This is a genomic window from Bradyrhizobium cytisi (assembly GCF_008123515.1).
Classification (GTDB): domain Bacteria; phylum Pseudomonadota; class Alphaproteobacteria; order Rhizobiales; family Xanthobacteraceae; genus Bradyrhizobium; species Bradyrhizobium cytisi.
Genome location: NZ_VSSR01000032.1, coordinates 81917 through 106010, shown reverse-complemented (window position 1 = coordinate 106010; position 24094 = coordinate 81917). Strand labels below are relative to the sequence as shown.

Below are 24094 nucleotides of genomic sequence, written 5' to 3'. Positions count from 1 at the left end.
AACGGAGCTTTACAATGCGTATCCTCGTGGTCGGCGCCGGCGCCATCGGCGGCTACTTTGGTGGCAGGCTGTTGCAGGCCGGCCGCGACGTCACATTCCTGGTCCGGCCGCGCCGCGCCAGCGAGCTTGCGAGCGCCGGTCTCGTCATCAAGAGCCCGAATGGCGACGTGACGCTGAAGAACCCGCCGACCGTGCAGGCCGAAGCGCTCAAGGAGATATTCGACGTCGTGCTGCTCAGCTGCAAGGCGTTCGACCTCGACGATGCCATCAAGTCATTCGCCGCCGCAGTCGGCCCGAACACCGCGATCATCCCGATGCTCAACGGCATGAAGCATCTCGACACACTCGATGCCAAGTTCGGCGAGGAGCGCGTGCTCGGCGGTCTCTGCGCCATCGCCGCGACCTTGAACGAGAAGCGCGAGGTGGTGCAGCTGCAGCCGATGCAGTCGATCAACTACGGTGAGCGCGACGGCAAATTGTCGGATCGCGTCAAGGCGATCGACGAAGCCTTCAAGAGCGGCATCGCTGGTGCCACTGCCAGCCAGAACATCATGCAGGACATGTGGGAGAAGTGGGTGTTCCTGTCCTCGCTCGCCGCAAGCACCAGCCTGATGCGCACCTCGGTCGGCAACATCCTCGCCGCGCCCGGCGGCCGTGACTTCTTGCTCGGCATGCTCGATGAAACCAGCTCGATCGCCACCGCGTCGGGCTACACGCCGGGCGGTCCGTTCTTCGAGCGCGTCAAGGGCAACCTTACCACCGAGGGTTCGCCGATGACGGCCTCGATGTTCCGCGACATCAAGGCGGGTCTTCCGGTCGAGGCCGATCATGTGATCGGCGACCTGATCGCACGCGCCGACGCCGCCAAGGTCCCGGTTCCGAAGCTGCGCATCGCGTATACGCATCTCAAGGCGTATGAGAAGCAGCGGGCGGGGTAAACTGCTGTCGTCCCGGACAAGCGCAGCGAAGCGGAGCGCTATTTGAAGTACGCGAGATAGTGCGAGACGGCGGTGATTTCCTCATCGCTCATGTGATAGGCGACATCGGCCATCGCGGCGACGCCGCCGCCGACGCGCTGGCTGGTCTTGTAGTCGTGCAGCGCCTTGACCAGATATTCCTCGCGCTGACCCGCGAGCCGCGCGACGGCCTTGGTGCCGGCAAAGCTATCCGTGTGGCATGAGGCGCAGCGGCGGCCGGCGGCCACTTGCGCGCCTTTTTTCGACAGGTCCGGATCCTTGTCGTCTGCTGCCTTCGGCGGCGTCATGGCCGCGAAATAGGCGCCGAGACTGCGAACGTCTTCGTTGGTGATCTCGGCGGCAATCGGCTGCATCTGCTCGTTCTTGCGCGAGCCGGCGCGGAAGAACACGAGCTGCCATTGCAGGAATTGGTCGGGCTGACCGGCCAGCGAGGGAATGTTCTCGGTCTGCGAGATACCGTTCTCGCCGTGACAGCCGGAGCAAACGGCAGCCTTCTCCTGGACGGCAGTATTGTCCGCGGCGCTTGCGGAAAGGGCGCCAAGCGTGAGGAGCGCAGCCGCGCTGATTGTGTGCGAGATGAACTGCCGGCGCATGGAAGGAATTCCGATCTAGGAACGACAGCGTGAGACTTTGAAATGAAAGAGGCTGCGGCGCCTCTCGGCCACCGCAGCCTCCTGGTCATGTCGCGCTACTTCTTGCTGTAGCTGATGCGATAGATCGCGCCGGCCCAGTCGTCGGCGACGAGGATCGAGCCGTCCTTGGCGAGGATGATGTCATCGGGGCGGCCGAGATAGCCCTGGTCGCCCTCGATCCAGCCGGAGGCGAACACCTCCTGCTTGGCGTTCTTGCCGTCGGGCCCGACGATCACGCGCACGATGCGGCCGCCCTGGTACTTGTGGCGATTCCAGGAGCCGTGCTCGGCGATCAGGATGTTGTTCTTGTATTCGGCGGGGAACTGGTCGCCGGTGTAGAACTTCATACCGAGCGGAGCGACGTGGGCGCCGAGATTCAGCACGGGCGGCGTGAACTCGGAGCATTTGTGGCCCATGGCGAACTTCGGATCGGGAAGGTCGCCCTGGTGGCAGTAGGGATAGCCGAAATGCTCGCCCATCTTCGAGATCATGTTCAGCTTGTCGGAGGGGAGGTCGTCACTGACCCAGTCGCGGGCGTTCTCGGTGAACCAGTATTTTCCGGTGCGCGGATCGACGTCGCCGCCGACCGAGTTGCGAACGCCGAGCGCATAGACTTCGGCATTGCCGGTCTTGGGATCGACGCGCCGGATCTGCGAGAGACTGGTCGGGGGAATGCCGACGTTGAAGGGCGGTCCGAACGGAATGTAGAACCAGCCGTCCTTGTCGGCCGCGAGGTACTTCCAGCCATGCGCGGCATAGGACGGCATGTCGTCATAGACGACCTTGCCTTCGCCGAGGTTGTCGAGCTTGTTTTCGACGTCGTCGTAGCGGATCAGCTTGTCGACCGCGATGACGTAGAGCGCACCGTCCTTGACGGCCAGACCGGTGGGCATGTTCAGCCCCTTGAGGATGGTCTTGACCTCTTTCTTTCCGTTGTTGTCCTTGATGGCATAGACGTTGCCGAGGCCAAACGAGCCGACGAACAGCGTGCCCTTGTCACCCCAGGCCATCTGACGCGCGGCCAGCACGCCGGAGGCGTAGACCTCCATCTTGAAGCCCGCCGGCAGCTTCACCTTCTTGATGATGTTGGCGAGCTCGGCATCGGAGGCGCCGGTCGGCGGACCCGAGGGCGGCGCGAGACCCTTCTGCGCCTCGTTCTCGTCGCCGAGGAACCAGTCATCCGGCGGATGGGTCCAGAATTCCTTGGTGCCGGATTCGTACTTCTTCAGCGGTTTGCTTTTGTCCTGTGCACTGCCGGCGCTGGTCCCGGCAAGAAGGGCAACCGCCGCAAGCGCCAACACGGATCGATGGATCATCGATTTCATCGCGTCACTCCCCTAAGGCAGCCGTCAGGGCTGCACGTTATTTTGTTCTGATAGTCGAGAGGCGAAGTTCGGAGTCTGTCAGAGAGGCAGACCCAAAAAGGTTAGCACATCTGCGACCGGAGAGAAGCGCGTCGCATGCGTTGCAGCTGCCCTCCGCGACGGCGACAAGCTCGCTGCAACGCGAAATCGAGATGGCGCATGCCTCTTTTGAGAGCAGCAGAATGGTCGACCAATCCAAAAACGCGAAAACAACCCCATGCACTGTAGAACGGCGGAAGCCAGACGATGCGCGGTGACACCGGCCACACGTCTGAAACATCGTGCGAATTGACGAAAGCGGCGACTATTTGGCGACGGGATACGGTCCATCGTCGAATGGCGTGTCGTGATAGCCCTTCGCTCCCACCTCGCGCGCCAGGGAGCTGCGGAAATCGGAGCCATCGCGCAGGCTGCGCAGCACATGGGCGAAATCGAATTCCGGATGCCAGCCCAGCTCGCGCCGCGCGCGATCGTTGACATAGACGCGGTCGATCCCGGGAAATAGCCGCCAGCCGCGCGTCGCATAGAGCTCGTCGCAATCCGGGTAGAGCTCGCGCACGACACCGGCCGCATCACGGGCGAGCGCCGCGAGATGGTGTTGTCCAAACGGGGTTGTAGCCGAGACGATATAGCGGGCGAACCCGATCTCCGGCGCGCGCACCGCGGCGAGCAGATGGGCGCTCACCGCGTCCGCTATATCCAGCCGTCTATAGAGCAGCTCGTTGGCTTGCGCATTGTCCAGCGGGTAGGCCGACCGCATTGCGGGATCGTCGTCGTCCTCCGGAAAGAACCGCGAGGTCCGCAACACCACGACCGGAAGCCGGCGCTCGCGAAAGAACAGCTCGCACATATTTTCCGCCATCAGCTTTGTGGTGCCGTAGATGTTCTTCGGGATCGCCGGCAGGTCCTCGGTGACCCACACCGCGGCCTGGCCCGCCTCCGGCCGGAGTTGCGAACCGAATGCACTGGTGGTGCTGGTGAAGACAAAGCTCTTCACGCCAGCCGCCGTGGCCGACTCGAGCAAATTGAGCGTGCCGGTGACGTTGGTGTCGACAAAGTCCTGCTTGCTGTGGGTCGCCACATGCGGCTTGTGCAGCGTCGCGCTGTGGATGACGGCGGTGACGCCGTCCATCTGCGCCCGGACGAAGCCGGGATCGACGATCGAGCCCACCACGTCGGTGAGGGGCGATGCCTTCAGGTCGACCCCGCGCGCAGATGACCCGCGACGCCGGAGCGTCCGGAGAATGGCCTCGCCGAGATGGCCTGCGCTGCCGGTGACCAGAATTGTCATTGCACCTCCCGAACGGCGTTCCGGCGGCACGCAGGGCGGGCTGAATTGGTCCAGCCCGCCTCACGCACCAGCCTGCCAACCGGCAATCGTTTGTGCCCGAAACTGCCGCCGGTCAATCACAGGCCGAGGCGACGCGCATCGTCGGCGAGAAACGCCTGACCGCTGCGATGCTTCACGCTGGGCAATTCGGCAACTCGTGCGCGCCAGGCGAGGAGGGCGTGAGAGTTTTCGGGAATGGTGAGGCCCGCGGCATCGGCGAACAGCAGACCGGCAAAGATGGTGATGTCCGCCATCGAGAACACCTCGCCGGCGATGTAGGGCTGCTGCCCCAGCACAGCGTTGAAATAGGTCATTCCCGCGCGAGCACGTTCGCCTTGCCGTCGTCCCCACTCGGCGCGGCCGGTCCAGTCGAGGCTCTTGAAGGCCTGAAGCTTCGGGCCGAGACCCGGTGTCGCATGATGGAAGTACTCGCCGACCGGATCGATCAGTTCGGCCTCCGCGCGCCGCTGCATCATATGGATCAGCCCTCTCTGTTTCGGCGTCGTGCCCGTCAGCGTCGGGTGGCCGTCCATGTGATCGAGATATTCGGTGATCGCCGTGGATTCCGAGATGAAGGTGCCGTCGTCCAGCTCAAGAACGGGCAAGACGCCCGAGGGGTTCTTTTGCAGGAACGCAGGGCTCTTGTGTTCGGCCCCGATAAGGTCGACCGGGATAAACTCGACCTGAGAGTCGAGCTGCTTTTCCGCAAGCACGATGCGGATGCGGGTGGGGTTGGGAAAGCCTGGACGATCATAGATTCTCATTTGTCACCTTTTATCTGTCTATCGATAGATAGGCTACTGAAAACGAATAGGCCCTTTTCATCGGGGCGGTCAACAGCTATCTATCGATCGATAGGTAATGAAACCGATGGCAAAAACCAAAACTGACATGCGGGAAGCCGTCCTGGCGGCGGCGCGGGCCACTGTGCAAGCGCGCGGATACACGGCGCTGAGCTTCCGCGAGCTGGCCAAGGAGGTCGGGATTAAGAGCGCCAGCGTGCACTACCACTTTCCCACCAAGGGCGATCTCGGCGTGGCCCTGGCGCGGCGCTACACCGAGGAGGGTGCCGCCTATCTGGAGGAGATTCTCGCCACGGCACCCGATCCGCGTACCTGTTTCGACCGCTACGTCGGGATCTTTCGTGCCGCGCTGGCCAACGGCAATCGCATGTGCCTGAGCGGCGTCATGAGCGCCGAGCTCGATGATCTCCCTGAAGAAGTGAGGCACGAGATCGATCGTTTTCCGCGCATGAATATCGCATGGATCGCGCGTGTGCTGGCAACCACCAAGCCATCTCCCAGCGAAGAGGAGAGGAACGAGCGCTCGATGGCGATTTATGCCGCGGTCGCAGGCGCACAGCTGATTGCGCGCGGTCGCAACGATATCTCGGTCTACGATCGCTCCATCGAGGCCTACCGCGTCTCGGGATTGATTCCCTGATCAGCAGCGCTCGAGACAGGCCGAAGCGAATTGCGCTTACGGGATTTTGGATGCTCTGGGAAAACTGGAGCGGGCGAAGGGGCTCGAACCCTCGACCCCGACCTTGGCAAGGTCGTGCTCTACCACTGAGCTACACCCGCATCCTGTGTCGGTCGCGTGACGCGCCGGCAACGGCTGTCGTATGCCAAAAGCGGAGGGCGAATGCAACAGCTACCGGCGGCATAGATTGGCTTTCGGAGCCCCAATATGAGCCCGAACCCGGCCGAATCGCCCCAAACCTCCCGGAACCGCCGAATCGACGCCGGTGGATTGAAATTCGGCCGACCCGGCCCAATTTTAGGGCCGACACCGAAGCATATGCGATGGCGACGTGCTAAAGACCCGCCATTCCAGACATCAGACGAGGGGATCCCGTGACGATCATCGACCAGGGTAACGGAGCCGCAGTCCCGGCTGCGGCCGATCTGATCAAGGACACCACCACCCAGACCTTCGTGAAGGACGTCATCGAGGAATCGAAGCGCCAGCCGGTGCTGATCGACTTCTGGGCGGAGTGGTGTGGTCCCTGCAGGCAGCTCACGCCCGTGCTGGAGAAGGCGGTCAAGGCCGCCAAGGGCAAGGTCAAGCTGGTCAAGATGAACATCGACCAGCATCCGGCGATTCCGGGCCAGATGGGCATCCAGTCGATCCCGGCCGTGATCGCCTTCGTCAACGGCCAGCCCGCCGACGGCTTCATGGGCGCGGTGCCGGAGAGCCAGGTCAATGCCTTCATCGAAAAGCTGACCAAGGGCGTCGCTGCGCCCGGCGAGCCCAACGTCGCCGAGATTCTGCAGGAGGCCGAGGCCGTTCTCGCCGAGGGCGACGCCGCAGCCGCCGCGCAGATCTACGCCGAAGTGCTCCGGTATGATTCGACCAACATCGCAGCACTCGCCGGCCTGGCAAAATGCTACGTCACCTCCGGTGCGATGGAGCAGGCCAAGCAGACGCTGGCCATGGTACCGGAATCCAAGCGCAACGATCCGGCCGTGAAGGCCGTGCAGGCCGCGATCGATCTCGCCGAACAGGCGGAACAGCTCGGCCCCATCACCGAGCTGGAACAGAAAGTCGCCGCAAATCCGCTCGATCATCAGGCACGCTTCGACCTCGCCACCGCGCTGAACGCGCAGGGCAACCGGGTCGCCGCCACCGAGCAGCTGCTCGCGATCGTCAAGCGCGACCGCAAATGGAACGACGACGGCGCCCGCAAGCAGCTGGTGCAGTTCTTCGAGGCCTGGGGCGGCACGGATGAGGCAACCGTCGAGGGACGCAAGCGCTTGTCGACGATCCTGTTTTCATAAGGAAAACGTGCCGGCGACGTCAGCGGGGACCAGATGCCGATCAACATCGAATATCGCGGGCCCGCCGACCTTCCGGAAATCATTCCGGTGTTTCCGCTGCCGGGCGCGTTGCTGTTGCCGCGCGGCCAGATGCCGCTCAACATTTTCGAGCCGCGCTATCTCGAGATGGTCGACGACAGTTTTCGCGATGGCCATCGCCTGATCGGCATGATCCAGCCTGATGCGGCGCATTCGCCAAAGAATTCCGACAGACCGGCGCTGTTCCGGGTCGGCTGCGTCGGCCGCATCACCCAGCTCGCCGAGTCCGGCGACGGCCGCTACATCCTCGAGCTCACCGGCGTCGCGCGCTTCAGGGTGCTCGAGGAGCTCGAGGTGCTGACCGCCTACCGCCAGTGCAAGGTCGATTTCTTCGCCTTCACCGACGATTTCACCGCGCGGATGGGCGAGGACGAGGTCAACCGCGAGGCGCTACTGGTGGCGCTGGCGGATTTCTTGAAGGCCAACAATCTCAAGGTCGACTGGGAAGGCGTCGAGAGCGCGCCCAACGAGGCCCTCGTCAACGCGCTGGCGATGATGTCGCCCTATGGCCCCGCCGAGAAGCAGGCGATGCTGGAGGCGCCCGACCTGAAGACCCGCGCCGAGATCCTGATCGCGGTCACCGAGATGGACCTCGCCAAGAAACGTACCTCGGGCGATCCGCCGCTGCAGTGACCGCCTGAATACTCACGCAGCACGGATGGCCGCCCTGGCACCTCGCCGCAGCATTTTCGCGACGCTGGATGCAGGCATCGGCCGGCTGAAATAGTAGCCCTGGGTTTCGACGCTCCCCTCTTCGCGGAGAATGTCCAGCTGCTCCTTCGTTTCGACGCCTTCGGCGGTCGTCGTCTTGCCGAGGCTGACTGCGAAACGAACCACCGCTCGCGCGAGGTGCTGCGCCTCTTCGCTCGCGCTGGATAGTTCGTTGACGAAGCTGCGGTCGATCTTGATCTTGTCGAATGGGAATCTCTGCAGAAAGCTCAGCGATGAATAGCCGGTGCCGAAATCGTCGAGCGCTACTCGTACACCGAGCTCGCGCAGTTGACCGAGTGCTGCGAAGACGGCTTCGCTATCATGCATGATCACCGTCTCGGTGACCTCGAGCTCAAGCCTGTGCGGCGCAACGCCCGAACCGGCCAGCGCGCCGATAACGACCGCGACAAGCTCCTTGCTCCTGAATTGAGCGGGAGACAGGTTGATCGCAATTCTGAGATCGGCAGGCCATTTGGCGGCTTCCGCACAGGCGGTCCTCAAGACCCATTCTCCCAGCGGCACGATCAAGCCGGTCTCTTCCGCAAGCGGGATGAATTCGCTGGGCATGACCAGACCTCGCTTCGGGTGATGCCAGCGTAGCAGGGACTCGAAGCCGCGGATCTCGCCGGTCGTGGCAACGACAAATGGCTGGTAGTGGAGCTCGAATTCACCGCCGGCAATCGCATCCCGCATGTCGCGCTCCAGGTTGCGTCGCGCATGCATGAGCTCGTCGAGTTCCGGCTCGAAGAAACGGAACGCGCCACGTCCGCCACTCTTGGCCGAGTAGAGGGCGAGATCCGCGCTCTTCATGAGCACGTCGGAATCATCGCCATCGCGCGGCGCGATGGCGATGCCAATGCTGGTGCCCACCGTGACCCGATGATCGCCGAGATCGAAGGGTTCGCGAAGCACCTTTATGATCCTTTCGGCAAGCGAGGCCGCCTCCACGGCCGGGTTGGTCACGTAGTCGATCACCGCGAACTCGTCGCCGCCGAGGCGGGCGATCAACGCGGTTTCCGTGGTGCAATCGCGCAAACGCGCCGCGACGGCGCGCAACAGGGAATCGCCCGCCGGATGTCCCAGCGTGTCGTTGACTTCCTTGAAGCGATCGAGATCGAGCATGAGCACCGCAAGATCGAGGCCGCCATTGCGCGTAACTGCGATGGCATGCTCCATCCGCTCTCTGAGCAGCACGCGATTCGGCAGATCGGTCAGCGCATCGTGTTGCGCCATATGAGTGATCTTGGCCTCGGACCGGCGTTGCTCGGTGACGTCAAGATGCGTCGCCACCCACCCGCCGCCGGCCATTGGCTGCCGCGTGACGCAGATCAATCGCCTGTCCGCGAACTCGTCGATCCTGCTCGAGACCGCATCGAACGGCAACGCGGCCAGTTTCGAGACGAATTGCTCGGCCGCGCCCTCGCTTGTGTCGCCCTTGAGGATACCGTTCACAATGCGATGCCGGATGATGTCGGTATGCGGTGTCCCCGTTCTCAGCAATTCCGGCGGCAGCCGGTAGAGCCGGGCATAACGCTCGTTGCAGATGACAAGTCGCTTCTCCGCATCGAACATGCAAACGCCCTCAACCATATTGTTGATGGCCGTATCGAGCCTGAGCTTCTGCTCCTGGAGCTCTCTTTGCGAACCTTCGAGTTGCTGCCGGGCGATCGAAAGCTGGCCGATGATTTCCTTGAATCTGCTCGTTCTGGTCGCAAGGCGCGAATCCGCCAGCACACCGACAAGGCTCATCCCGAGCACTGACAGGGCCACACCCGCGATTGCCACGGCGAGGAAGGCGGGAGAAAGCGACAAGGTATCGTTGTTCAGCGTCGGGTCCGGAACGATCTGCACGGCCCCCATGGCCGTGAAATGATGCGACACGATGGCGAGCGTCAGCAGCAATGCGGCGGCGAAGGTCCCCCACTTACCCTTGTGACCCAGGGCGATCGCGAGTGCAGCGTAGCCCAGCAACATGCCGAGGGCGATCGAGATGAACACCAGCCCGGGCGACCAGGTCACGCGACCCGGCACTTCGAGGGCCCACATGCCGAGATAGTGCATGCTCGCAATACCAGCGCCGATGATGCCGCCGCCGGCAGCCGCGCGCCATCGGCCGGAGTAGCTGACCGCAACGCCAAAACCGGCCGAGGTCAAGATCATCGCGGCCGCGAGCGACAGCCCTGTCAGCGCGATGCCGTAACCGGTCTGGACGCCAGGCTCGTAGGCGAGCATTGCAACAAAATGCGTAGCCCAGATTCCGTAGCCGATGGCGGCGCCTGCGATCGCAATCCAGATCAGCCGCCTCCTGGCTCGCGAGGCAATCGCGCGATGAAAGATACTGACGGCCACGATGCTTGCAGCGAAGCAAACCAGGCCGGCGAGCATGACAAGCCGCCAATCATGCTCGGCTGTGAGGCAGGTAAAAACGCGGAACATTGAAATCGCTCCCTCGTCAATGCTTCGACCATTGATCGGAGTGAGCTTTCGCCGCGTTAATTTTCCACAATGCCCGGTTGCATGCCTATCGTGAGGTAAACGTTGCCTGGCAAAGACGCCAATGGGCGGTAGTTCGGTGCGGGTGAGGGGTTCAGCTCCCGTGAAACTACGTGGCTTATATGCGCTGCGGGATAACGGCGGTGCAATCCTTCCGTCCAGGACAACACATCCCGCTCAGGGATGATGACGGATGCGTTTTCGTCCCGTGATCATCGCGCGAATCAGATTCTCGCGTTGGAGCATTCCCATCAGCGCTGCGCCGGCGACGTGCAGCACGACAAGGACCATGACGGCGTCCGACGCATAAGCGTGGGTGTCCTCGATCCACCAGACGCCGAAGAAGGTGACGGTCACCGACATCGCGCCCGTGATTGCCGAGACTGCGAGCGACAGCAGCAGCGCGACCAACATCAAGGTGCCGGCAGGATTGAGCCCGATATAGCGGCCGGTGATGCCGCGTCGCAGATTCCAGAGATAGAAGGGCGCCGCGCGGAGCCTGACACCAATCACGCGAAAGCGCGAATAGCGGCTTCCCCAGAATCCCCAGACCAGACGGAAGGCCAACAGCCCGATCACGCCATAGCCGACGATGCGGTGAAGCCCGTCATAGACGGTTGGCGTGAACCACGCGACCAGAACGCTGACCGCGAGGGCCCAGTGCCAGAGGCGCAGCGGAAGGTCCCAGACCTCGACCGTCCGCGAAGTGGCCTTGTCCGCGGGGGTCCTGTTGGACGCCCCGCTCGCTTCGGGTACCGCTTCGTTCATAAGCCTCGGTTCACCTTGCGCCGTTCACTTAACGCGGATCACTTGGCATCAGTTCACTTGGCATCAGATCACTTGGCGCAGATCACTTGGCAATCGTGTGCTTCAGGCTGAGATCTTCCGGGCTGTAGAACAGCTCGTAGAGCTTGCCTTCCTTGACGCCATAGACCTCATAGCACGAGCCTTCGATCTTGGAACGCCGCACCTCGTAGCCGGCCGCCTTGGCCTTGGCTTCGGCATCGCCAGCCGGCTTCCACGATGCCTTGTCGAGCTTGGTGCAGTTCTTGAAACCGTCGGCCATCGCCGCCGACCCCATGCCGATCCCGACCGTCAGTGCAATGGCAAGAACACGAATGACTCTCACGAATGTCTCCTCCTCTGTCGTGTGCGCGAAGCGCGCCCGAAGGAAACAAAGCATAGGATGAAGTCAACCGGGTTCGGATCGGCCCAGCGTTAGAGATATTCTAACCGTCGTCAAAACGTCAGCGCGCTCCGCGCGCAACGCTTATTTGGCCGCTCGCTGCGGCCTTACGCCTCACGGCTCGGATTCGTCCGCGAACGTGGCGAAGTTCGCTAGGCCGCATGGCGCGCGCCGGGATACTGGCGTCGCAGCCAGTCTGCCCAGGCGAGGCGCCCGCGCACGCCCTGACTGACGACAAAGCCCATGCGACGCGCTCTTGTCTCGGACATGGGTATCGGCAGGATTTTTCGATGCAGGCCTCGCGCATCCCGATACTGGCCGGCCAGCGCGGCGACGCTGAGATCTTCGGGACCGCCAATCTCCGCGCGCTCGCCGCGCGCCCCGTCGAAGGCGCATGCTACCACGTGATCGGCAACATCGGAGGCATCGACGGGATTGAAGGGCGTCGTCGGCATCGGCCACAGTGGAAGCCAAGCGAGGCCCGCAAGCATCTTGTCGAGCAGATAATAGAACGGCATCGCGCGAACGACGGACCACGACAGTGCGGAAGCGCGAACCAGCTGCTCGCCGGCGAGCTTGACCCGTGCATAGGGCAACGTGGCCTCGTCGAGCCCGACGATCGACACATGCAGGAAGTGCCGCACGGATTGCTCCTGGCAAAGCGACAGCAATCGCTCCGTTCCCTCGACATCCACGGCGGAAGGGGAACTGAAGAAATCGACCGGCCGAATACCGCCTCGCCGCGCGATCGGCGAATAGGTCGCCGCATTGATGACGGTGTCGACGTCACGCAACGCGTCCCGCAAGCCGGCGCCCGTGGCAAGATCGCCCCTGGTCCATTCGACGTCCGAGCGGGCCTCCGGTGATCTCGCAAACAATCGGACGCGATGTCCATCGCGAATGAGGCGATCGACGATCTCCCTGCCGAGATGGCCCGTGCCGCCGGTGACGAGTGTCAACGCCATGCTTCACCTCCATCGTGGTGCGCGGTTCTCAAGATTGCTGCTGACGGCCTCGACATGATTGGGGGTGCCGAGCAGCGCGGCCTGCTCGGCGGTCTCGGCGGCGAGGCCTGTGGCGACGTCCGAGGTCGCGGCGAGATTGAGGAGCCGCTTGGCGGCGCGGACAGCATCGGGGCTGCGGCTTGCGATCTCGTGCGCGACTGTCAAAGCGGCGGCCAGCGGATCGTCGGCAAGCCCTGTCGCAAAACCATAGGCCAGCGCTTCGTCAGCCGAAAACACGCGGCCGGTATAGGTCAGCTCGCGCACGACATCTTCGCGGGCGAGGTGGCGCATCAACTGCGTGCCGGCCATGTCAGGCACCAGTCCCCATTTGGCCTCGATGACGGCGAGCCGTGTCGCCGGCGCCAGATAGCGAAGGTCCGCGCCGAGCGCGAGCTGGAAGCCACCGCCGAAGGCGACGCCATGGACCGCGGCAATCACCGGCACTGGCAACTCGCGCCAGAGCCAGACGAGATGCTGCGCATAGTTTGCGATGCCGTGGCTTCGCTGTGTCAGGTCGGCTGACGGGATCAGCGAATCGCCTTTCGTCGTCGCCAGAAGCCGGTCCAGATCGAGGCCCGCGCAGAACGCCCGCCCTTCGCCGGAGAGAATGACGGCGCGGACCTCCCTGCGCGCACCGAGCTGCGTTCCGGCCGCGATGAGCGCCTCGAACATCGCGGGGTCGAGAGCATTCATCTTGTCCGGGCGATTGAGCCGGACATGGGCCACGCCGTCCACGATGGTCAGCCGAACACGATCTTCCATGACACCGCTCCACTCGAATGCGTGACCGGCCGTTCCGGCGTCAGTAGCCGGCCACCGCCATCACCACGACCACACTCAGCGCCATCCAGCCAAAGTGCCGGCCGCGTGTCGCCCATGCGTTGGCGCAGGCAGAGAAGCCGAACACGCAGACCATGGTGATGACGATCCAGCGGCGCGCCGGCGCGGACTCCATCCACGGCGTCGCGATCAGGAGCATGCCGCAGCCGATCCACGCGACCGTCGAGGCCTGCCAGACCAGGCGGATCAGGGTGCGGAGCCGCGGTGGCTCGATCGTGGCGCGGGGAAAGACCTTGGTCTCGCCGAGGATGCCGTGGACGAGGGCCACCAATATGGCGAGGATTCCGGCGCACTGGAGCAAGAGATCACGCATCGGGGCCTCCATACATCTGTGTACGGTGAGATAGGCGCTGGCGCGACACCTGTCAATACACTAGTGTATGGTAAAAATTTCGGAACCTGACATGACCGACCAGCTCCGCGCCGACGACTGGATCAAGGAGGGCCTCAAGGCGCTCACCAAAAGCGGCTTCACCGCGCTGAAGGCCGATCCGTTGGCAAAGGCCATCGGCGTTTCCCGCGGCAGTTTTTACTGGCATTTTGCCGATCTCGGCGCGTTCCATGCGGCCGTGCTGAAACGCTGGCGCGAGATCGCGGCCGAAGAGATCATCGCTGGTGTCGAGGCCGACACCGACGAGGCGCTGACGGCGCTGCTGCGCAGGACTTTTGGCGCCCGGCTCGATCTGGAGCGCGCGGTGCGCAACTGGGCGGCGTTCGATCCGGCGGCGCAAGCGGCCGTCCGGGCCATCGACCGCCGCAGGCTCGACTATATCGAGGCGCTGCTGCAACGACGCGGATTCTCCGCGGCAACCGCGCAAGGACGAGCGCAGATCCTGTACTGGACCTTCCTCGGCTTCGCGCTGTCGGGCCCGCCGGTGCCGCCCGCGCGGCTCCAGGGCCTGCTCGACGAGATCCAGAAGATGATTTCCACCTGAACGCTCCGGCCGCCGCAATGGGCGGAGGCGATTTTCTATGCTACATGCAACCGATCGCCGGAGATCCTGATGAACGCGCCCACCGAACGCCCCGAACCTAGCGTCGATCCAAAACTGCTGGAGATCCTGGTCTGCCCGCTGACCAAGGGCCCGCTGGAATTCGATTCCGCCAAGCAGGAGCTGATCTCGCGCAGCGCCAGGCTCGCTTACCCGATCCGCGACGGCATCCCGATCATGCTGCCGGAAGAGGCGCGCAAGATCGATTGAGGATAGCGAACAGGGAATGGCGAGTAGCTCACAGCGCCTCGCCCTTCAGCAACTTCGGTATCTCACCCGTCAAGCCCGCCGCCTGGCGGATGAAGAGATTTTTCAGCGGCGGGGTGCGGTCGACGATGCCGAGGCCGATGTCGCGCAACGAGCGCAGCAATGTCGACTTGTTCGAGAACAGGAAGTTGAGCGAGTTGGTGGCGACGCCCATCGCCATGGTGTCGAAACGGCGCCAGCGCTGGTAGCGATCGAGCACGTCGGCGCCACCGAGATCCATGCCGAGCCGCGCGGCATCGACCACGACCTCGGCCAGTGCGGCGACATCCTTCAGCCCCATGTTGAGGCCCTGTCCGGCGATGGGATGAATGACGTGCGCGGAATCGCCGACCAGCGCCAGGCGCTCGGCCACGAAGGAGCGCGCCACGAAATAGGACAACGGGAACGCGCGCGGCTTGTCGAGCGCCTTCACCTCACCGAGATGCAAACCAAAGCGCTGCTCGAGCTCGCCGTGAAACTCTTCTTCGCTTAAGCCAATGATGCGCGCGGCCTCTGCGCGGCGCTCGGTCCACACCAGCGACGATCGCTTGCCGGTCAACGGCAGGATCGCAAACGGACCCGCGGGCAAAAAGTGCTCTTCGGCGCGGCCTTCGTGATCGCGCTCGTGGCCGACGGTGACGACGATGCCGGATTGATCGTATTCCCAGCCATGGGTGGCGATGCCGGCGCGCTCGCGCAGCTTTGACTTGGCACCATCGGCCGCGACCAACAGGCTTGCGGCAATCCTGCTGCCATCGCCGAGCATGACGTCAATGCCGCCGGCGCTGGTATCGTACGACGCAACGGTCGTCGCGCGAAGATCGATGCCTTCAGCTTCGGCGCGGACAACCAGTGCATCGATCAGGCGGCGGTTCTCGACCATGTGCGCAAAGGGCTCGCCGGGCGCGACATCGCCGGCGAAATTCAGGAATGCCGGACGCGTGGCGTCCTCGAGCTTGGAATCGGTGACGACCATGTCGAGGATCGGCTGGGCCTCAGCCTTGACATCGTCCCAGGCGTCGAGCGCCTCGAACAGCCGGCGGCAGGCCGCGACGATGGCGGTCGCGCGGGGATCGCGGCTCGGCCGTGTGGCGAGCGCGGGGTCGGCGACGATGACGGGAATCTCGGATCCGAGCCCTTGGCGCAGCGCCAGCGCGAGCGCCAGGCCGGCAAACGCGCCGCCGCCAATGACTATGCTACTCTGTGACATACAAAAAATTCCCGGCCAATTCTTGGACTTGCTAGCAGACTTGAGGTGGGCGAAACAGTGCGGTGAAACAAGGGCGGAACGCCCCATTGTGTCATTCCGGAGCAGCGAGCCGGCACTGACGATGCGAAAGCTGAATCCGATGTCCAAAGGCCTGATCGACCTGATCTCGATCCTCGATCTCGAGCAGCTCGAGGTGAACTTGTTCCGCGGCAACAGCCCGAAGACGAGCTGGCAGCGGGTGTTCGGCGGGCAGGTGATCGGACAGGCGATGGTCGCGGCCTGCCGCACCGTCGAGGGCCGGCTGCCGCATTCGCTGCATTGCTATTTCATCCTGCCGGGCGATCCGCAGATCCCGATCATCTACCAGGTCGAACGGCTGCGCGACGGCAAGAGCTATTCGACGCGCCGCGTCACCGCGATCCAGCATGGCAATGCGATCTTCTCGATCATGGTGTCATTCCATGCCGAGGAGGAGACCGCGTTCGACCACCAGGAGAAGATGCCCGAGGTGCCGCCGCCGGAAAAGCTGACGGCGGAGGAGGTGGCAAAGCAGCCGATGTTCCGCGAGATGCCGGACTTCATCCGCCGCTACTACGAATCGGATCGCCCGATCGAGCTGCGCCCGGTCGAGCTCGGCCGTTATTTCGGCCAGAAGATAGAGGACGGCCGTATCCATGTCTGGATCAGGACGGCGGCGACGCTGCCGGACGATCCGGCGCTGCACATGTGCGCTCTCGCCTATGCCTCGGACTTCTCGCTGCTCGACGCCATCATGGCGCGCTACGGCCGCACGCTGTTCGACAAGCGCATGATGCCGGCGAGCCTCGACCACGCGATGTGGTTTCACCGCCCGTTCCGCGCCGACGAATGGCTGCTCTACGCGCAGGATTCGCCGAGCGCCCAAGGCGGCCGCGGCTTGACCCGCGGCTCGATCTTCAAGCCCGACGGCACACTGGTCGCCTCCGTCGCGCAGGAAGGCTCGGTGCGCGAGCGGAGGAGCTGATCGCTAGAGCGACCCGCGCGGCGCGAGCTCGGTCTGGGATGCGAACCAGTTCATGATCCAGCGATAGACCCACGGGATCGGGATGATGAAGCCGCACAGGATCGCCGCCACGATCCCGCGCCAGAGAATCCCGAGCCCGCTGCCCCTGAAGATGATCTCGCGCCGCGTGCCCTGGATGTTGCGATAGACCCAACGCAGCTGGGCTGCGGCGACCCAGGCCCATCCAATGATGGTGATGATGGAGATCGCGAACAGCAGGTTCCAGCCGATATAGCCCAGCACCGAACCGGTGAAGCTCAGGCCGACCGGCTGCCCGTTGGAGGCGATGTTCGCGACCATCCATTTCAGCAGCATCCAGTAGAGAACGATCTGGGCGATGTAGAGTGCCGTGCTCAAAATCTGGATGCCGGTGTAGCCGACGACAATCGCCAGAACGATGAAGCCGAAGAACCACGGCACGATCGCCATGGCAGTGCCGGTGAAGGAGAGGTTCGGCCGGCCCGGGACCCTCACGCAGGACACGATCCATTGCGTGTACCAGACGAACAGCCACGGAATCGGGATGATGAAGCACGAGCCGATCAGCATCACCAGCGTTCGCCAGGTGAAGTCGAGGATACCGAAATCGACCGACAGCGATCCGCCGGCAGCGCTACCCGCACCGGTATAGCCACCGCCGCCCATCATCGGCGGCCCTCCGGCCGGAGTGATCGGCGGCGCGCCGCCACCAATCAATCCCGGAATTTCGGCCGCCTTCTGCCAGCCCGCCATGCCCTCGGACCACACCAGCGTATCGCCGCGCACGACGCCCTGGGTAATGAGGTCGCGGAACTGTCCCTCCGGGTAGGGCCCCTGCTGCTTGCCTTCGGATGCGTAGAACCAACTCGCCATGACGCGCCCCCCAAAATACTTTTGTACCGCTGGGCAGGTGCGGGTTCACCACATCCATGCCAAAAATGCATTGTGAAGGATGAACGGCTGCCCTGTACAGAGGCGGCCGTTCACACCTCCGAACGTTTTTCCGCTTCAACCTGCAAGTTTTTTGTGCCATTTGCCCGGAAAGATGCCAAATTGACGCAGCGCCGGGGACATACGGCGCGGCGCATCCCGGGAAACAGGCCTGACCATGAAACTTGTCGTCGCGATCATCAAACCTTTCAAGCTCGATGAGGTCCGTCAGGCCCTGACGGCGATCGGCGTCCACGGCATGACCGTGACCGAGGTGAAGGGCTATGGCCGCCAGAAGGGTCACACCGAGATCTATCGCGGCGCGGAATATGTCGTGAACTTCCTGCCGAAGCTGCGGATCGAGATCGCGGTCGCCTCCGACGTCGCCGACAAGGCGGTCGCCGTGATCACCGCGACCGCCCGCACCGGGCAGATCGGCGACGGCAAGATCTTCGTCACGCCGATCGACCACGCGCTGCGCATCCGCACCGGCGAGACCGACAGCGACGCGCTCTAAACTTCTTGTCTTGACGCGTTTTCTTCACGCGAACCGGTATCCACTTCGCTCGAAAACGCTCTGATACAGCCTTGTTCGATCGCACCGGGCAACGATGCCACAGCGTGCGACGTCAATTGATGCCCGGGGGGAATGACATGGCGGGATTGTTACGCCGCGCAGCTGCTATGGCTGCGCCGATCGGATTTGCTTTGGTCATGGCGTCGCCGGCGCACGCCGCAGGCTCCGAGATCAACACCGCCGACACTGCCTGGATGATCGTCGCCACCGCGCTGGTGCTGATGATGACGATCCCAGGGCTTGCGCTGTTCTATTCCGGCATGGTGCGCAAGAAGAACGTGCTCGCGACCATGGCGCAAAGCCTTGCCGCGGTGACGATCATCTCCATTCTCTGGGTCGCGTTCGGCTATTCGCTGTGCTTCGTCGGCGGCGGGCCGTGGATCGGTTCACTCGACCGCTGGTTCCTCGCCGGCATGACCATGGACAGCGTCAACCCGGCAGCGAAGACGATCCCGGAAGCGCTGTTCATGCTGTACCAGATGACGTTCGCCATCATCACGGTGGCGCTGGTGGCGGGCTCGGTCGCCGACCGGATGCGTTTCTCCGCCTATCTGCTGTTCTCGGTCGCCTGGTTCATCTTCGTCTACATTCCACTGGCACATTGGGTGTGGGGCGGCGGCTTCCTCAACAGCATGGGCGTGCTGGATTTCGCCGGCGGCCTCGTCGTGCATCTGTCGGCCGGCACCGGCGGCCTCGTGGCGGCGAAGGTGATGGGACGCCGGCACGGCTACGGCACCGAAAATCTGTCACCGTTCGATCTTTCGCTCGCGGTGATGGGCACCGGCCTGCTGTGGGTCGGCTGGTTCGGCTTCAACGGCGGCTCGGCCGGTGCTGCCAATTCGCGCGCGGTGATGGCGATCATCGCGACGCATCTGGCGGCCTGCTCCGGCGCGCTGACCTGGGGCGCGATCGAATGGTCGACGCGGCGCAAGCCCTCAGTGCTCGGCATGATCTCGGGCGCAGTGGCAGGCCTCGGCACCATCACGCCGGCTTCCGGCTTCGTCGCGCCGTGGCACGGCATCGTCATCGGCATCGCCGCGGGCGGGATCTGCTACTGGGCCTGCACGTGGCTGAAGCACCGCTTCGACTACGACGATTCGCTCGACGTGTTCGGCGTCCACGGCATCGGCGGACTGACCGGCACGCTGCTCGCCGGCGTGTTCGCGACCAGCGCGATCGGCGGCACGGCCGGCCTGCTCGAGGGCCATCCGCAGCAGCTGCTGATCCAGCTTTACGGCGTCGCCGTCACCTTCGTCTGGTCGGCGGGCGTGAGCTTTGTCCTGCTCAAGCTGGTCGGCCTGTTCGTGCCCCTGCGCGTGTCGCGCGAGCACGAGCTCGAGGGCCTCGATATCTCGCAGCACGGCGAGGCGCTTCAGTAATCGGGCTTGCGCAACACATAAGTACGTGCTTATGTGTTGGCATGATCGAAGCCGATATCTTCAAGGCGCTGGCCGACCCGACCCGCCGTAAAGTCTTTGAGAAGCTCGCTGGTGGCAGCCTGAATGCCAGCGCTTTGCGCGACGGCTTGGAGATCAGCCAGCCGGCGATGTCGCAGCACCTTTCGGTGCTGCGCGCGGCTGGCCTGGTGCGCGAACAGCGGCAGGGCCGTTTTGTGAATTACGCAGTCGACCCGGACGGGATCGTGGCCATCGGGGCATGGCTTGCGCGCTACCGCGCCTACTGGCCGAAGCGCATGGAAGCACTCGCCGATCTCCTCAAGGACATGGATCAATGAGGACTTGGATCAATGATTTGGATCAATAAGGACCTGGTTCAATGAGCGACGCAGCAAAGCCTGATCCCTCCGACGCAGACCTTGTGCTCGAATATGACTTCGATGCACCGCCGGCAAAGGTCTGGCGCGCCGTGACCATTCCGGCCTTGCGCGAGCGCTGGCTGCCGGATTGCGACCTTGCGGGCGCCGAGCCGGAATCTACGATCGCAGGCGAAGAGGTGCGCTATCGGCTTCGTGATTCAGAGCCGCCGTTTCGCGAGAGCCACGTCATCTTCCGGATCGAGCCGAACGAAGACGGCGGCACCCGCTTCCGCATTATTCAGCAGGCCTGCGATGTAACGCTGCCGCAGCCGGCCAACAGCAATTGCTGCCTGATGCGCGCGGCGGCCTAACAACAAAAGACTTCATCACCTGCAGACATGGAGGTCGCCGATGCGCGACATGCTTCAGCTCGTCCCTATGGTTGTCGAACAATCCGCCCGCGGCGAACGATCCTTCGACATCTATTCGCGGCTCCTGCGCGAGCGCATCATCTTCCTCAACGGCGAGGTCAATGATGCGATGTCGGGACTGGTCTGCGCGCAGCTGCTGTTCCTGGAGGCGGAGAATCCGAACAGGCCGATCAATCTCTACATCAACTCCTATGGCGGCGTGGTCACCAGTGGCCTCGCCATGTACGACACCATGCAGTTCGTCAAGGCGCCGGTTCATACGCTGTGCATGGGCACTGCGCGCTCGATGGGCTCGTTCCTGCTGATGGCCGGCGAGCCCGGTCACCGCGCCGCGCTGCCCAATGCGAGCCTTCACGTGCACCAGCCGCTCGGCGGCTTCCAGGGCCAGGCGTCCGACATCCTGATCCATGCCAACGAAATGCAGGAAACCAAGCGGCGCATCACCCGGCTCTACGCGCAGCATTGCGGGCGCTCCGAGGCGGAGGTGGAACGGACCCTGGACCGCGACCACTTCATGACCGCGCAGCAGGGGGTCGAATGGGGATTGATCGACCGGGTCTTTGCGGAGCGCGAGCCGGCCTGACGGTCCAGGTCGGTTGCGCGTATCCCGTGAGCATGCCGGGAGCCGCTTCGATATTTCACAGCACGGCGACGCCCTTCCGCTAGCATCTTCCGTAGTCAGTTACCTCTCAGCTGCCCGACGCGTGAGCAGCAAATGTGTCGACAGCCTGTCATGCCTGCTTTTTGATCAGGCCTGACCAGGGATTGAGCGCGACGTAATGGCGCACTGCACCGCAATGCCCGCCAAACGCGAAAAGCCCCGCTTTCATAGTCCGTTAGGCAAGCCGCCCGATCTGGCACGGCATTTGATTCTAACGGTCCTGGCTGTGCCCGCGTAGTGAACTTCTCCCTCGTGGCGAACCAGTCGAGAAACGCCCGGCCACGTCCGGACCGGGCCCAAGCGGGGATAGGACCCATGAAAATTGTTATGGCGATTATCAAGCCATTCAAGCTGGAAGAAGTCCGTGACGCCCTGACCGCCATTGGCGTTCACGGTCTCACGGTGACGGAAGTCAAGGGATATGGCCGCCAGAAAGGCCATACGGAAATCTACCGCGGCGCCGAATATGCCGTGAGCTTCCTGCCCAAGATCAAGATCGAAGTCGCTGTCGCCTCCGAGCAGGTCGACAAGACCATCGACGCCATCACCTCGGCTGCGAAAACCGGACAGATCGGCGACGGCAAGATCTTCGTCATCAACCTCGACCATGCGGTCCGCATCCGCACCGGCGAGGCCGACGCCGCGGCCCTTTGATTTCGCGCTCAACCAAAATTCAATCAGGAGTAAATGAAATGACGTTTAAGCGTCCCTATGGCGCGGGATTGGCGGCTCTCGCAGTCGGCCTGTTCGCTGCGACCGCAGCCTATGCCGAGCCAACGGTCAACAAGGGGGATAACGCCTGGATGCTGACATCGACAGTGCTCGTGCTGTTGATGACGATCCCGGGTCTCGCGCTGTTCTACGGCGGCCTCGTTCGTTCCAAGAACATGCTCTCGGTCCTGATGCAGGTGTTCTACACCGTCTGCATCGTCACCGTGATCTGGGCCGTGTACGGCTACAGCCTCGCCTTCACCGGCGGCTCCGACTTCATCGGCGGCTTCTCCAAGGCCTTCATGATGGGCGTCACCACCGACTCGAAGGCCGCGACCTTCTCGGTCGACGCGAACATCTCGGAGCTCGTCTATGTGTGCTTCCAGATGACGTTCGCGGCGATCACGCCCGCCCTCATCGTCGGCGCCTTCGCCGAGCGCATGAAGTTCTCGGCGATCGCCCTGTTCATCCCGCTCTGGGTCACGCTGATCTACTTCCCGATCGCGCACATGGTCTGGTACTGGCCCGGCCCGGACGCGATCCAGGATGCAGCCAAGGCTCTCGCTGCCGCGGCTGATGGCGCAGCGAAGACTGCGGCTCAGGCCAAGCTCGACGAGATCAACGCCGACGCCGGCTGGATCTTCAAGAAGGGCGCGATCGACTTCGCTGGCGGCACCGTGGTGCACATCAACGCCGGCATCGCAGGTCTCGTCGGCGCGCTTCTGATCGGCAAGCGCACCGGCTACGGCAAGGAGCTGATGGCTCCGCACTCGCTGACCATGTCGATGATCGGTGCCTCGCTGCTCTGGGTTGGCTGGTTCGGCTTCAACGCCGGCTCCAACCTCGAGGCCAACGGCGGCGCAGCCCTCGCCATGACCAACTCCTTCGTCGCCACCGCAGCCGCAGCGCTGTCGTGGATGTTCGCGGAGTGGATCGTGAAGGGTCATCCGTCGGTGCTCGGCATCATCTCCGGCGCTGTCGCGGGCCTCGTGGCCGTCACGCCTGCCGCCGGCTTCTCCGGCGTGATGGGTGCGATCGTCCTCGGCCTCGTGGTCGGCGTGGTCTGCCTGTTCTTCTGCACCGTGGTGAAGAACGCGCTCGGCTATGATGACTCGCTCGACGTGTTCGGCGTGCACTGCATCGGCGGCATCATCGGCGCCCTCGGCACCGGCATCCTGGTCAATCCGGCTCTCGGTGGCGCGGGCATCATCGACTACACCGCGATCCCGCCCAAGGTTGCCGATTACGACTTCGCGGCGCAGATGATCTCCCAGATCGAAGCCGTCTGCACCACGCTGGTGTGGTCGGGCGTCGGTTCGGCGATCCTCTACAAGGTCGTCGATGTGATCGTTGGCCTCCGCGCCAATGTCGAGAGCGAGCGTGAAGGTCTCGACATCACCGACCACACCGAGCGCGCCTACAACATGTAACCAGTCCTCCCGGACGCGATCTCTCCTCGGGGATCGCGTCCACAACTACGGTTTGGGCACATACCCGGCAATGCCCCGACCGTTGAGGGGCTCCAGCGCAAGTTGGAGCCCCTTTTTTTGGCGGGATTCTTTTTGACTGCGCAAGGAAGAAAAGGATTGCCATTCCAGATTGCCGGCGCAGAAATAACGACCATAACGAACAACAAAACGGGAGGTCGTCATGCGTTTGGCAGGCGGATGTTATTGCGGCGAAGTGCGCTACGTGGCCGAGGGCGATCCGATGATGCAGGCCCAATGTCACTGCCGCGAGTGCCAGTACATTTCGGGCGGCGCGCCCAACACCTTCATCGCGATGCCGGCGGCCGGCTTTAGCTACATCACCGGCCACCCCAAGCAGTTCACCCGCAAGGATCTGGAGCGCGCCGTCACCCGTGAATTTTGCGCAGAATGCGGCACCCATCTGGTGACCAAGGTTCCGGGACTGCCGGCCGCGATCCTCAAGGTCGGCACACTGGACGAACCCAAGCAGTTCCATCCCCAGATGGCGATCTACACCTGCGACAAGCAGGAGTTCCACGCGATCCCCGCGGGCATGGCGACGTTCGAGAAGCTGCCAGCGCACTGAACGGGCCTATGTCGGGAAACTCGTCATGCCCGGGCTTGTCCCGGGCATCCACGTTCTTGGTGCGGCAGGAAAGGCCGTGGATGGCCGGGACTAAGCCCGGCCATGACGT

27 protein-coding genes and 1 tRNA gene are annotated in these 24094 nt (G+C 63.5%); 15 read left to right on the top strand and 13 right to left on the bottom strand.

The genetic code is table 11. The annotated features are described in order from the left end of the window. Nucleotides 1-14: 14 nt before the first annotated feature. Nucleotides 15-938: a 2-dehydropantoate 2-reductase gene (gene panE / locus FXB38_RS20495; RefSeq protein ID WP_148752790.1), complete on the top strand. Its 924-nt coding sequence runs from the start codon at nucleotides 15-17 to the stop codon at nucleotides 936-938. Between the two features lie 38 nt (nucleotides 939-976). On the opposite strand, the gene FXB38_RS20490 is transcribed toward panE, so the two are convergent. The 4 genes from FXB38_RS20490 to FXB38_RS20475 all read right to left on the bottom strand — a co-directional run bounded on the left by FXB38_RS20490 (nucleotide 977) and on the right by FXB38_RS20475 (nucleotide 5067). After that, entirely contained in the window at nucleotides 977-1570 is a 594-nt protein-coding gene (locus FXB38_RS20490; RefSeq protein ID WP_148752789.1) for a c-type cytochrome, read from the bottom strand. Nucleotides 1571-1665: 95 nt separating this feature from the next. Next, nucleotides 1666-2934 (bottom strand): PQQ-dependent sugar dehydrogenase, encoded by a 1269-nt coding sequence (locus FXB38_RS20485; protein WP_148752788.1) that lies wholly within the window; start codon nucleotides 2932-2934, stop codon nucleotides 1666-1668. A 343-nt stretch (nucleotides 2935-3277) separates the two neighbouring features. Beyond that, nucleotides 3278-4264, bottom strand: coding sequence for an NAD-dependent epimerase/dehydratase family protein (locus tag FXB38_RS20480; RefSeq protein ID WP_148752787.1), 987 nt, complete (start codon nucleotides 4262-4264; stop codon nucleotides 3278-3280). A 116-nt stretch (nucleotides 4265-4380) separates the two neighbouring features. Beyond that, on the bottom strand, nucleotides 4381-5067 hold the full coding sequence (locus FXB38_RS20475; protein ID WP_148752786.1) for a glutathione S-transferase family protein: 687 nt from the start codon (nucleotides 5065-5067) through the stop codon (nucleotides 4381-4383). Between the two features lie 106 nt (nucleotides 5068-5173). Between FXB38_RS20475 and FXB38_RS20470 the strand changes: the two genes are divergently transcribed. Beyond that, the gene (locus FXB38_RS20470) at nucleotides 5174-5746 is read left to right on the top strand and encodes a TetR/AcrR family transcriptional regulator (protein WP_148752785.1); all 573 of its coding nucleotides are present in this window, start codon (nucleotides 5174-5176) and stop codon (nucleotides 5744-5746) included. Nucleotides 5747-5811: 65 nt separating this feature from the next. Here FXB38_RS20470 and FXB38_RS20465 read toward each other — a convergent pair. Then, nucleotides 5812-5886 (bottom strand) — tRNA-Gly (locus FXB38_RS20465). Between the two features lie 273 nt (nucleotides 5887-6159). On the opposite strand from FXB38_RS20465, the gene trxA reads away from it, so the two are divergent. Together trxA and FXB38_RS20455 are read left to right on the top strand one after the other, a co-directional pair. Then, entirely contained in the window at nucleotides 6160-7083 is a 924-nt protein-coding gene (gene trxA / locus FXB38_RS20460; protein ID WP_187435016.1) for a thioredoxin, read from the top strand. A 33-nt stretch (nucleotides 7084-7116) separates the two neighbouring features. Beyond that, entirely contained in the window at nucleotides 7117-7794 is a 678-nt protein-coding gene (locus tag FXB38_RS20455) for an LON peptidase substrate-binding domain-containing protein (protein WP_148752783.1), read from the top strand. A gap of 12 nt (nucleotides 7795-7806) precedes the next feature. Here FXB38_RS20455 and FXB38_RS20450 read toward each other — a convergent pair whose 3' ends face one another. The 6 genes from FXB38_RS20450 to FXB38_RS20425 all read right to left on the bottom strand — a co-directional run bounded on the left by FXB38_RS20450 (nucleotide 7807) and on the right by FXB38_RS20425 (nucleotide 13708). Further along, the gene (locus FXB38_RS20450) at nucleotides 7807-10308 is read right to left on the bottom strand and encodes an EAL domain-containing protein (protein WP_148752782.1); all 2502 of its coding nucleotides are present in this window, start codon (nucleotides 10306-10308) and stop codon (nucleotides 7807-7809) included. A gap of 234 nt (nucleotides 10309-10542) precedes the next feature. After that, a complete protein-coding gene (locus FXB38_RS20445; protein WP_148752781.1) occupies nucleotides 10543-11133 on the bottom strand; it encodes a cytochrome b/b6 domain-containing protein in 591 nt (196 codons plus the stop codon). An 82-nt stretch (nucleotides 11134-11215) separates the two neighbouring features. Then, nucleotides 11216-11494, bottom strand: coding sequence for a PepSY domain-containing protein (locus tag FXB38_RS20440; RefSeq protein ID WP_187435015.1), 279 nt, complete (start codon nucleotides 11492-11494; stop codon nucleotides 11216-11218). Nucleotides 11495-11703: 209 nt separating this feature from the next. Beyond that, nucleotides 11704-12516 carry an SDR family oxidoreductase gene (locus tag FXB38_RS20435; protein WP_148752779.1) on the bottom strand — a complete coding sequence of 271 codons (813 nt, stop codon included), beginning with the start codon at nucleotides 12514-12516 and terminating at the stop codon, nucleotides 11704-11706. A gap of 3 nt (nucleotides 12517-12519) precedes the next feature. Then, a complete protein-coding gene (locus FXB38_RS20430) occupies nucleotides 12520-13317 on the bottom strand; it encodes a crotonase/enoyl-CoA hydratase family protein (protein WP_148752778.1) in 798 nt (265 codons plus the stop codon). A gap of 40 nt (nucleotides 13318-13357) precedes the next feature. Then, nucleotides 13358-13708, bottom strand: coding sequence for a hypothetical protein (locus FXB38_RS20425; RefSeq protein ID WP_148752777.1), 351 nt, complete (start codon nucleotides 13706-13708; stop codon nucleotides 13358-13360). 91 nt (nucleotides 13709-13799) lie between these two features. Between FXB38_RS20425 and FXB38_RS20420 the strand changes: the two genes are divergently transcribed. Beyond that, nucleotides 13800-14330, top strand: coding sequence for a TetR/AcrR family transcriptional regulator (locus FXB38_RS20420; protein WP_187435014.1), 531 nt, complete (start codon nucleotides 13800-13802; stop codon nucleotides 14328-14330). A gap of 69 nt (nucleotides 14331-14399) precedes the next feature. Then, nucleotides 14400-14597, top strand: a complete 198-nt coding sequence (locus tag FXB38_RS20415) for a Trm112 family protein (RefSeq protein ID WP_148752775.1) — start codon at nucleotides 14400-14402, stop codon at nucleotides 14595-14597. A gap of 28 nt (nucleotides 14598-14625) precedes the next feature. On the opposite strand, the gene FXB38_RS20410 is transcribed toward FXB38_RS20415, so the two are convergent. Beyond that, nucleotides 14626-15843, bottom strand: coding sequence for a ubiquinone biosynthesis hydroxylase (locus FXB38_RS20410; protein WP_148752774.1), 1218 nt, complete (start codon nucleotides 15841-15843; stop codon nucleotides 14626-14628). A 139-nt stretch (nucleotides 15844-15982) separates the two neighbouring features. Between FXB38_RS20410 and tesB the strand changes: the two genes are divergently transcribed. Then, a complete protein-coding gene (tesB, locus tag FXB38_RS20405) occupies nucleotides 15983-16846 on the top strand; it encodes an acyl-CoA thioesterase II (protein ID WP_148752836.1) in 864 nt (287 codons plus the stop codon). A gap of 3 nt (nucleotides 16847-16849) precedes the next feature. Here tesB and FXB38_RS20400 read toward each other — a convergent pair whose 3' ends face one another. Next, nucleotides 16850-17737 carry a DUF4339 domain-containing protein gene (locus FXB38_RS20400; protein WP_148752773.1) on the bottom strand — a complete coding sequence of 296 codons (888 nt, stop codon included), beginning with the start codon at nucleotides 17735-17737 and terminating at the stop codon, nucleotides 16850-16852. Nucleotides 17738-17972: 235 nt separating this feature from the next. Here FXB38_RS20400 and FXB38_RS20395 point away from each other — a divergent pair, with 235 nt between their 5' ends. The 8 genes from FXB38_RS20395 (at nucleotide 17973) to FXB38_RS20360 (ending at nucleotide 23985) form a co-directional block, all read left to right on the top strand. Next, complete coding sequence (locus FXB38_RS20395) at nucleotides 17973-18311, top strand: P-II family nitrogen regulator (RefSeq protein ID WP_008142802.1); 339 nt, start codon at nucleotides 17973-17975, stop codon at nucleotides 18309-18311. Between the two features lie 137 nt (nucleotides 18312-18448). Next, nucleotides 18449-19750: an ammonium transporter gene (locus tag FXB38_RS20390; protein ID WP_148752772.1), complete on the top strand. Its 1302-nt coding sequence runs from the start codon at nucleotides 18449-18451 to the stop codon at nucleotides 19748-19750. 41 nt (nucleotides 19751-19791) lie between these two features. Continuing rightward, the gene (locus FXB38_RS20385) at nucleotides 19792-20106 is read left to right on the top strand and encodes an ArsR/SmtB family transcription factor (protein ID WP_148752771.1); all 315 of its coding nucleotides are present in this window, start codon (nucleotides 19792-19794) and stop codon (nucleotides 20104-20106) included. Nucleotides 20107-20147: 41 nt separating this feature from the next. After that, nucleotides 20148-20498 carry an SRPBCC family protein gene (locus FXB38_RS20380; protein ID WP_148752770.1) on the top strand — a complete coding sequence of 117 codons (351 nt, stop codon included), beginning with the start codon at nucleotides 20148-20150 and terminating at the stop codon, nucleotides 20496-20498. Nucleotides 20499-20538: 40 nt separating this feature from the next. After that, the gene (locus FXB38_RS20375) at nucleotides 20539-21141 is read left to right on the top strand and encodes an ATP-dependent Clp protease proteolytic subunit (RefSeq protein ID WP_148752769.1); all 603 of its coding nucleotides are present in this window, start codon (nucleotides 20539-20541) and stop codon (nucleotides 21139-21141) included. Between the two features lie 393 nt (nucleotides 21142-21534). Continuing rightward, nucleotides 21535-21873, top strand: a complete 339-nt coding sequence (locus FXB38_RS20370; RefSeq protein ID WP_027535364.1) for a P-II family nitrogen regulator — start codon at nucleotides 21535-21537, stop codon at nucleotides 21871-21873. A gap of 38 nt (nucleotides 21874-21911) precedes the next feature. After that, nucleotides 21912-23360 (top strand): ammonium transporter, encoded by a 1449-nt coding sequence (locus FXB38_RS20365; RefSeq protein ID WP_148752768.1) that lies wholly within the window; start codon nucleotides 21912-21914, stop codon nucleotides 23358-23360. A gap of 220 nt (nucleotides 23361-23580) precedes the next feature. Beyond that, on the top strand, nucleotides 23581-23985 hold the full coding sequence (locus FXB38_RS20360) for a GFA family protein (protein ID WP_148752767.1): 405 nt from the start codon (nucleotides 23581-23583) through the stop codon (nucleotides 23983-23985). The last annotated feature ends 109 nt before the right edge of the window (nucleotides 23986-24094 follow it).

Bases quoted from the DNA above. Each gene is read 5' to 3' on its own strand.
- FXB38_RS20450 (WP_148752782.1), bottom strand. From the start codon at position 10,308: ATGTTCCGCGTTTTTACCTGCCTCACAGCCGAGCATGATTGGCGGCTT.
- FXB38_RS20370 (WP_027535364.1), top strand. From the start codon at position 21,535: ATGAAAATTGTTATGGCGATTATCAAGCCATTCAAGCTGGAAGAAGTC.
- FXB38_RS20490 (WP_148752789.1), bottom strand. From the start codon at position 1,570: ATGCGCCGGCAGTTCATCTCGCACACAATCAGCGCGGCTGCGCTCCTC.
- FXB38_RS20445 (WP_148752781.1), bottom strand. From the start codon at position 11,133: ATGAACGAAGCGGTACCCGAAGCGAGCGGGGCGTCCAACAGGACCCCC.
- FXB38_RS20365 (WP_148752768.1), top strand. From the start codon at position 21,912: ATGACGTTTAAGCGTCCCTATGGCGCGGGATTGGCGGCTCTCGCAGTC.
- FXB38_RS20425 (WP_148752777.1), bottom strand. From the start codon at position 13,708: ATGCGTGATCTCTTGCTCCAGTGCGCCGGAATCCTCGCCATATTGGTG.
- FXB38_RS20435 (WP_148752779.1), bottom strand. From the start codon at position 12,516: ATGGCGTTGACACTCGTCACCGGCGGCACGGGCCATCTCGGCAGGGAG.
- FXB38_RS20395 (WP_008142802.1), top strand. From the start codon at position 17,973: ATGAAACTTGTCGTCGCGATCATCAAACCTTTCAAGCTCGATGAGGTC.
- FXB38_RS20385 (WP_148752771.1), top strand. From the start codon at position 19,792: ATGATCGAAGCCGATATCTTCAAGGCGCTGGCCGACCCGACCCGCCGT.
- FXB38_RS20360 (WP_148752767.1), top strand. From the start codon at position 23,581: ATGCGTTTGGCAGGCGGATGTTATTGCGGCGAAGTGCGCTACGTGGCC.
- FXB38_RS20480 (WP_148752787.1), bottom strand. From the start codon at position 4,264: ATGACAATTCTGGTCACCGGCAGCGCAGGCCATCTCGGCGAGGCCATT.
- FXB38_RS20415 (WP_148752775.1), top strand. From the start codon at position 14,400: ATGAACGCGCCCACCGAACGCCCCGAACCTAGCGTCGATCCAAAACTG.
- FXB38_RS20470 (WP_148752785.1), top strand. From the start codon at position 5,174: ATGGCAAAAACCAAAACTGACATGCGGGAAGCCGTCCTGGCGGCGGCG.
- FXB38_RS20380 (WP_148752770.1), top strand. From the start codon at position 20,148: ATGAGCGACGCAGCAAAGCCTGATCCCTCCGACGCAGACCTTGTGCTC.
- FXB38_RS20420 (WP_187435014.1), top strand. From the start codon at position 13,800: ATGACCGACCAGCTCCGCGCCGACGACTGGATCAAGGAGGGCCTCAAG.
- FXB38_RS20430 (WP_148752778.1), bottom strand. From the start codon at position 13,317: ATGGAAGATCGTGTTCGGCTGACCATCGTGGACGGCGTGGCCCATGTC.
- FXB38_RS20485 (WP_148752788.1), bottom strand. From the start codon at position 2,934: ATGAAATCGATGATCCATCGATCCGTGTTGGCGCTTGCGGCGGTTGCC.
- FXB38_RS20390 (WP_148752772.1), top strand. From the start codon at position 18,449: ATGGCGGGATTGTTACGCCGCGCAGCTGCTATGGCTGCGCCGATCGGA.
- FXB38_RS20475 (WP_148752786.1), bottom strand. From the start codon at position 5,067: ATGAGAATCTATGATCGTCCAGGCTTTCCCAACCCCACCCGCATCCGC.
- FXB38_RS20375 (WP_148752769.1), top strand. From the start codon at position 20,539: ATGCGCGACATGCTTCAGCTCGTCCCTATGGTTGTCGAACAATCCGCC.
- FXB38_RS20410 (WP_148752774.1), bottom strand. From the start codon at position 15,843: ATGTCACAGAGTAGCATAGTCATTGGCGGCGGCGCGTTTGCCGGCCTG.
- FXB38_RS20455 (WP_148752783.1), top strand. From the start codon at position 7,117: ATGCCGATCAACATCGAATATCGCGGGCCCGCCGACCTTCCGGAAATC.
- panE (WP_148752790.1), top strand. From the start codon at position 15: ATGCGTATCCTCGTGGTCGGCGCCGGCGCCATCGGCGGCTACTTTGGT.
- FXB38_RS20400 (WP_148752773.1), bottom strand. From the start codon at position 17,737: ATGGCGAGTTGGTTCTACGCATCCGAAGGCAAGCAGCAGGGGCCCTAC.
- tesB (WP_148752836.1), top strand. From the start codon at position 15,983: ATGTCCAAAGGCCTGATCGACCTGATCTCGATCCTCGATCTCGAGCAG.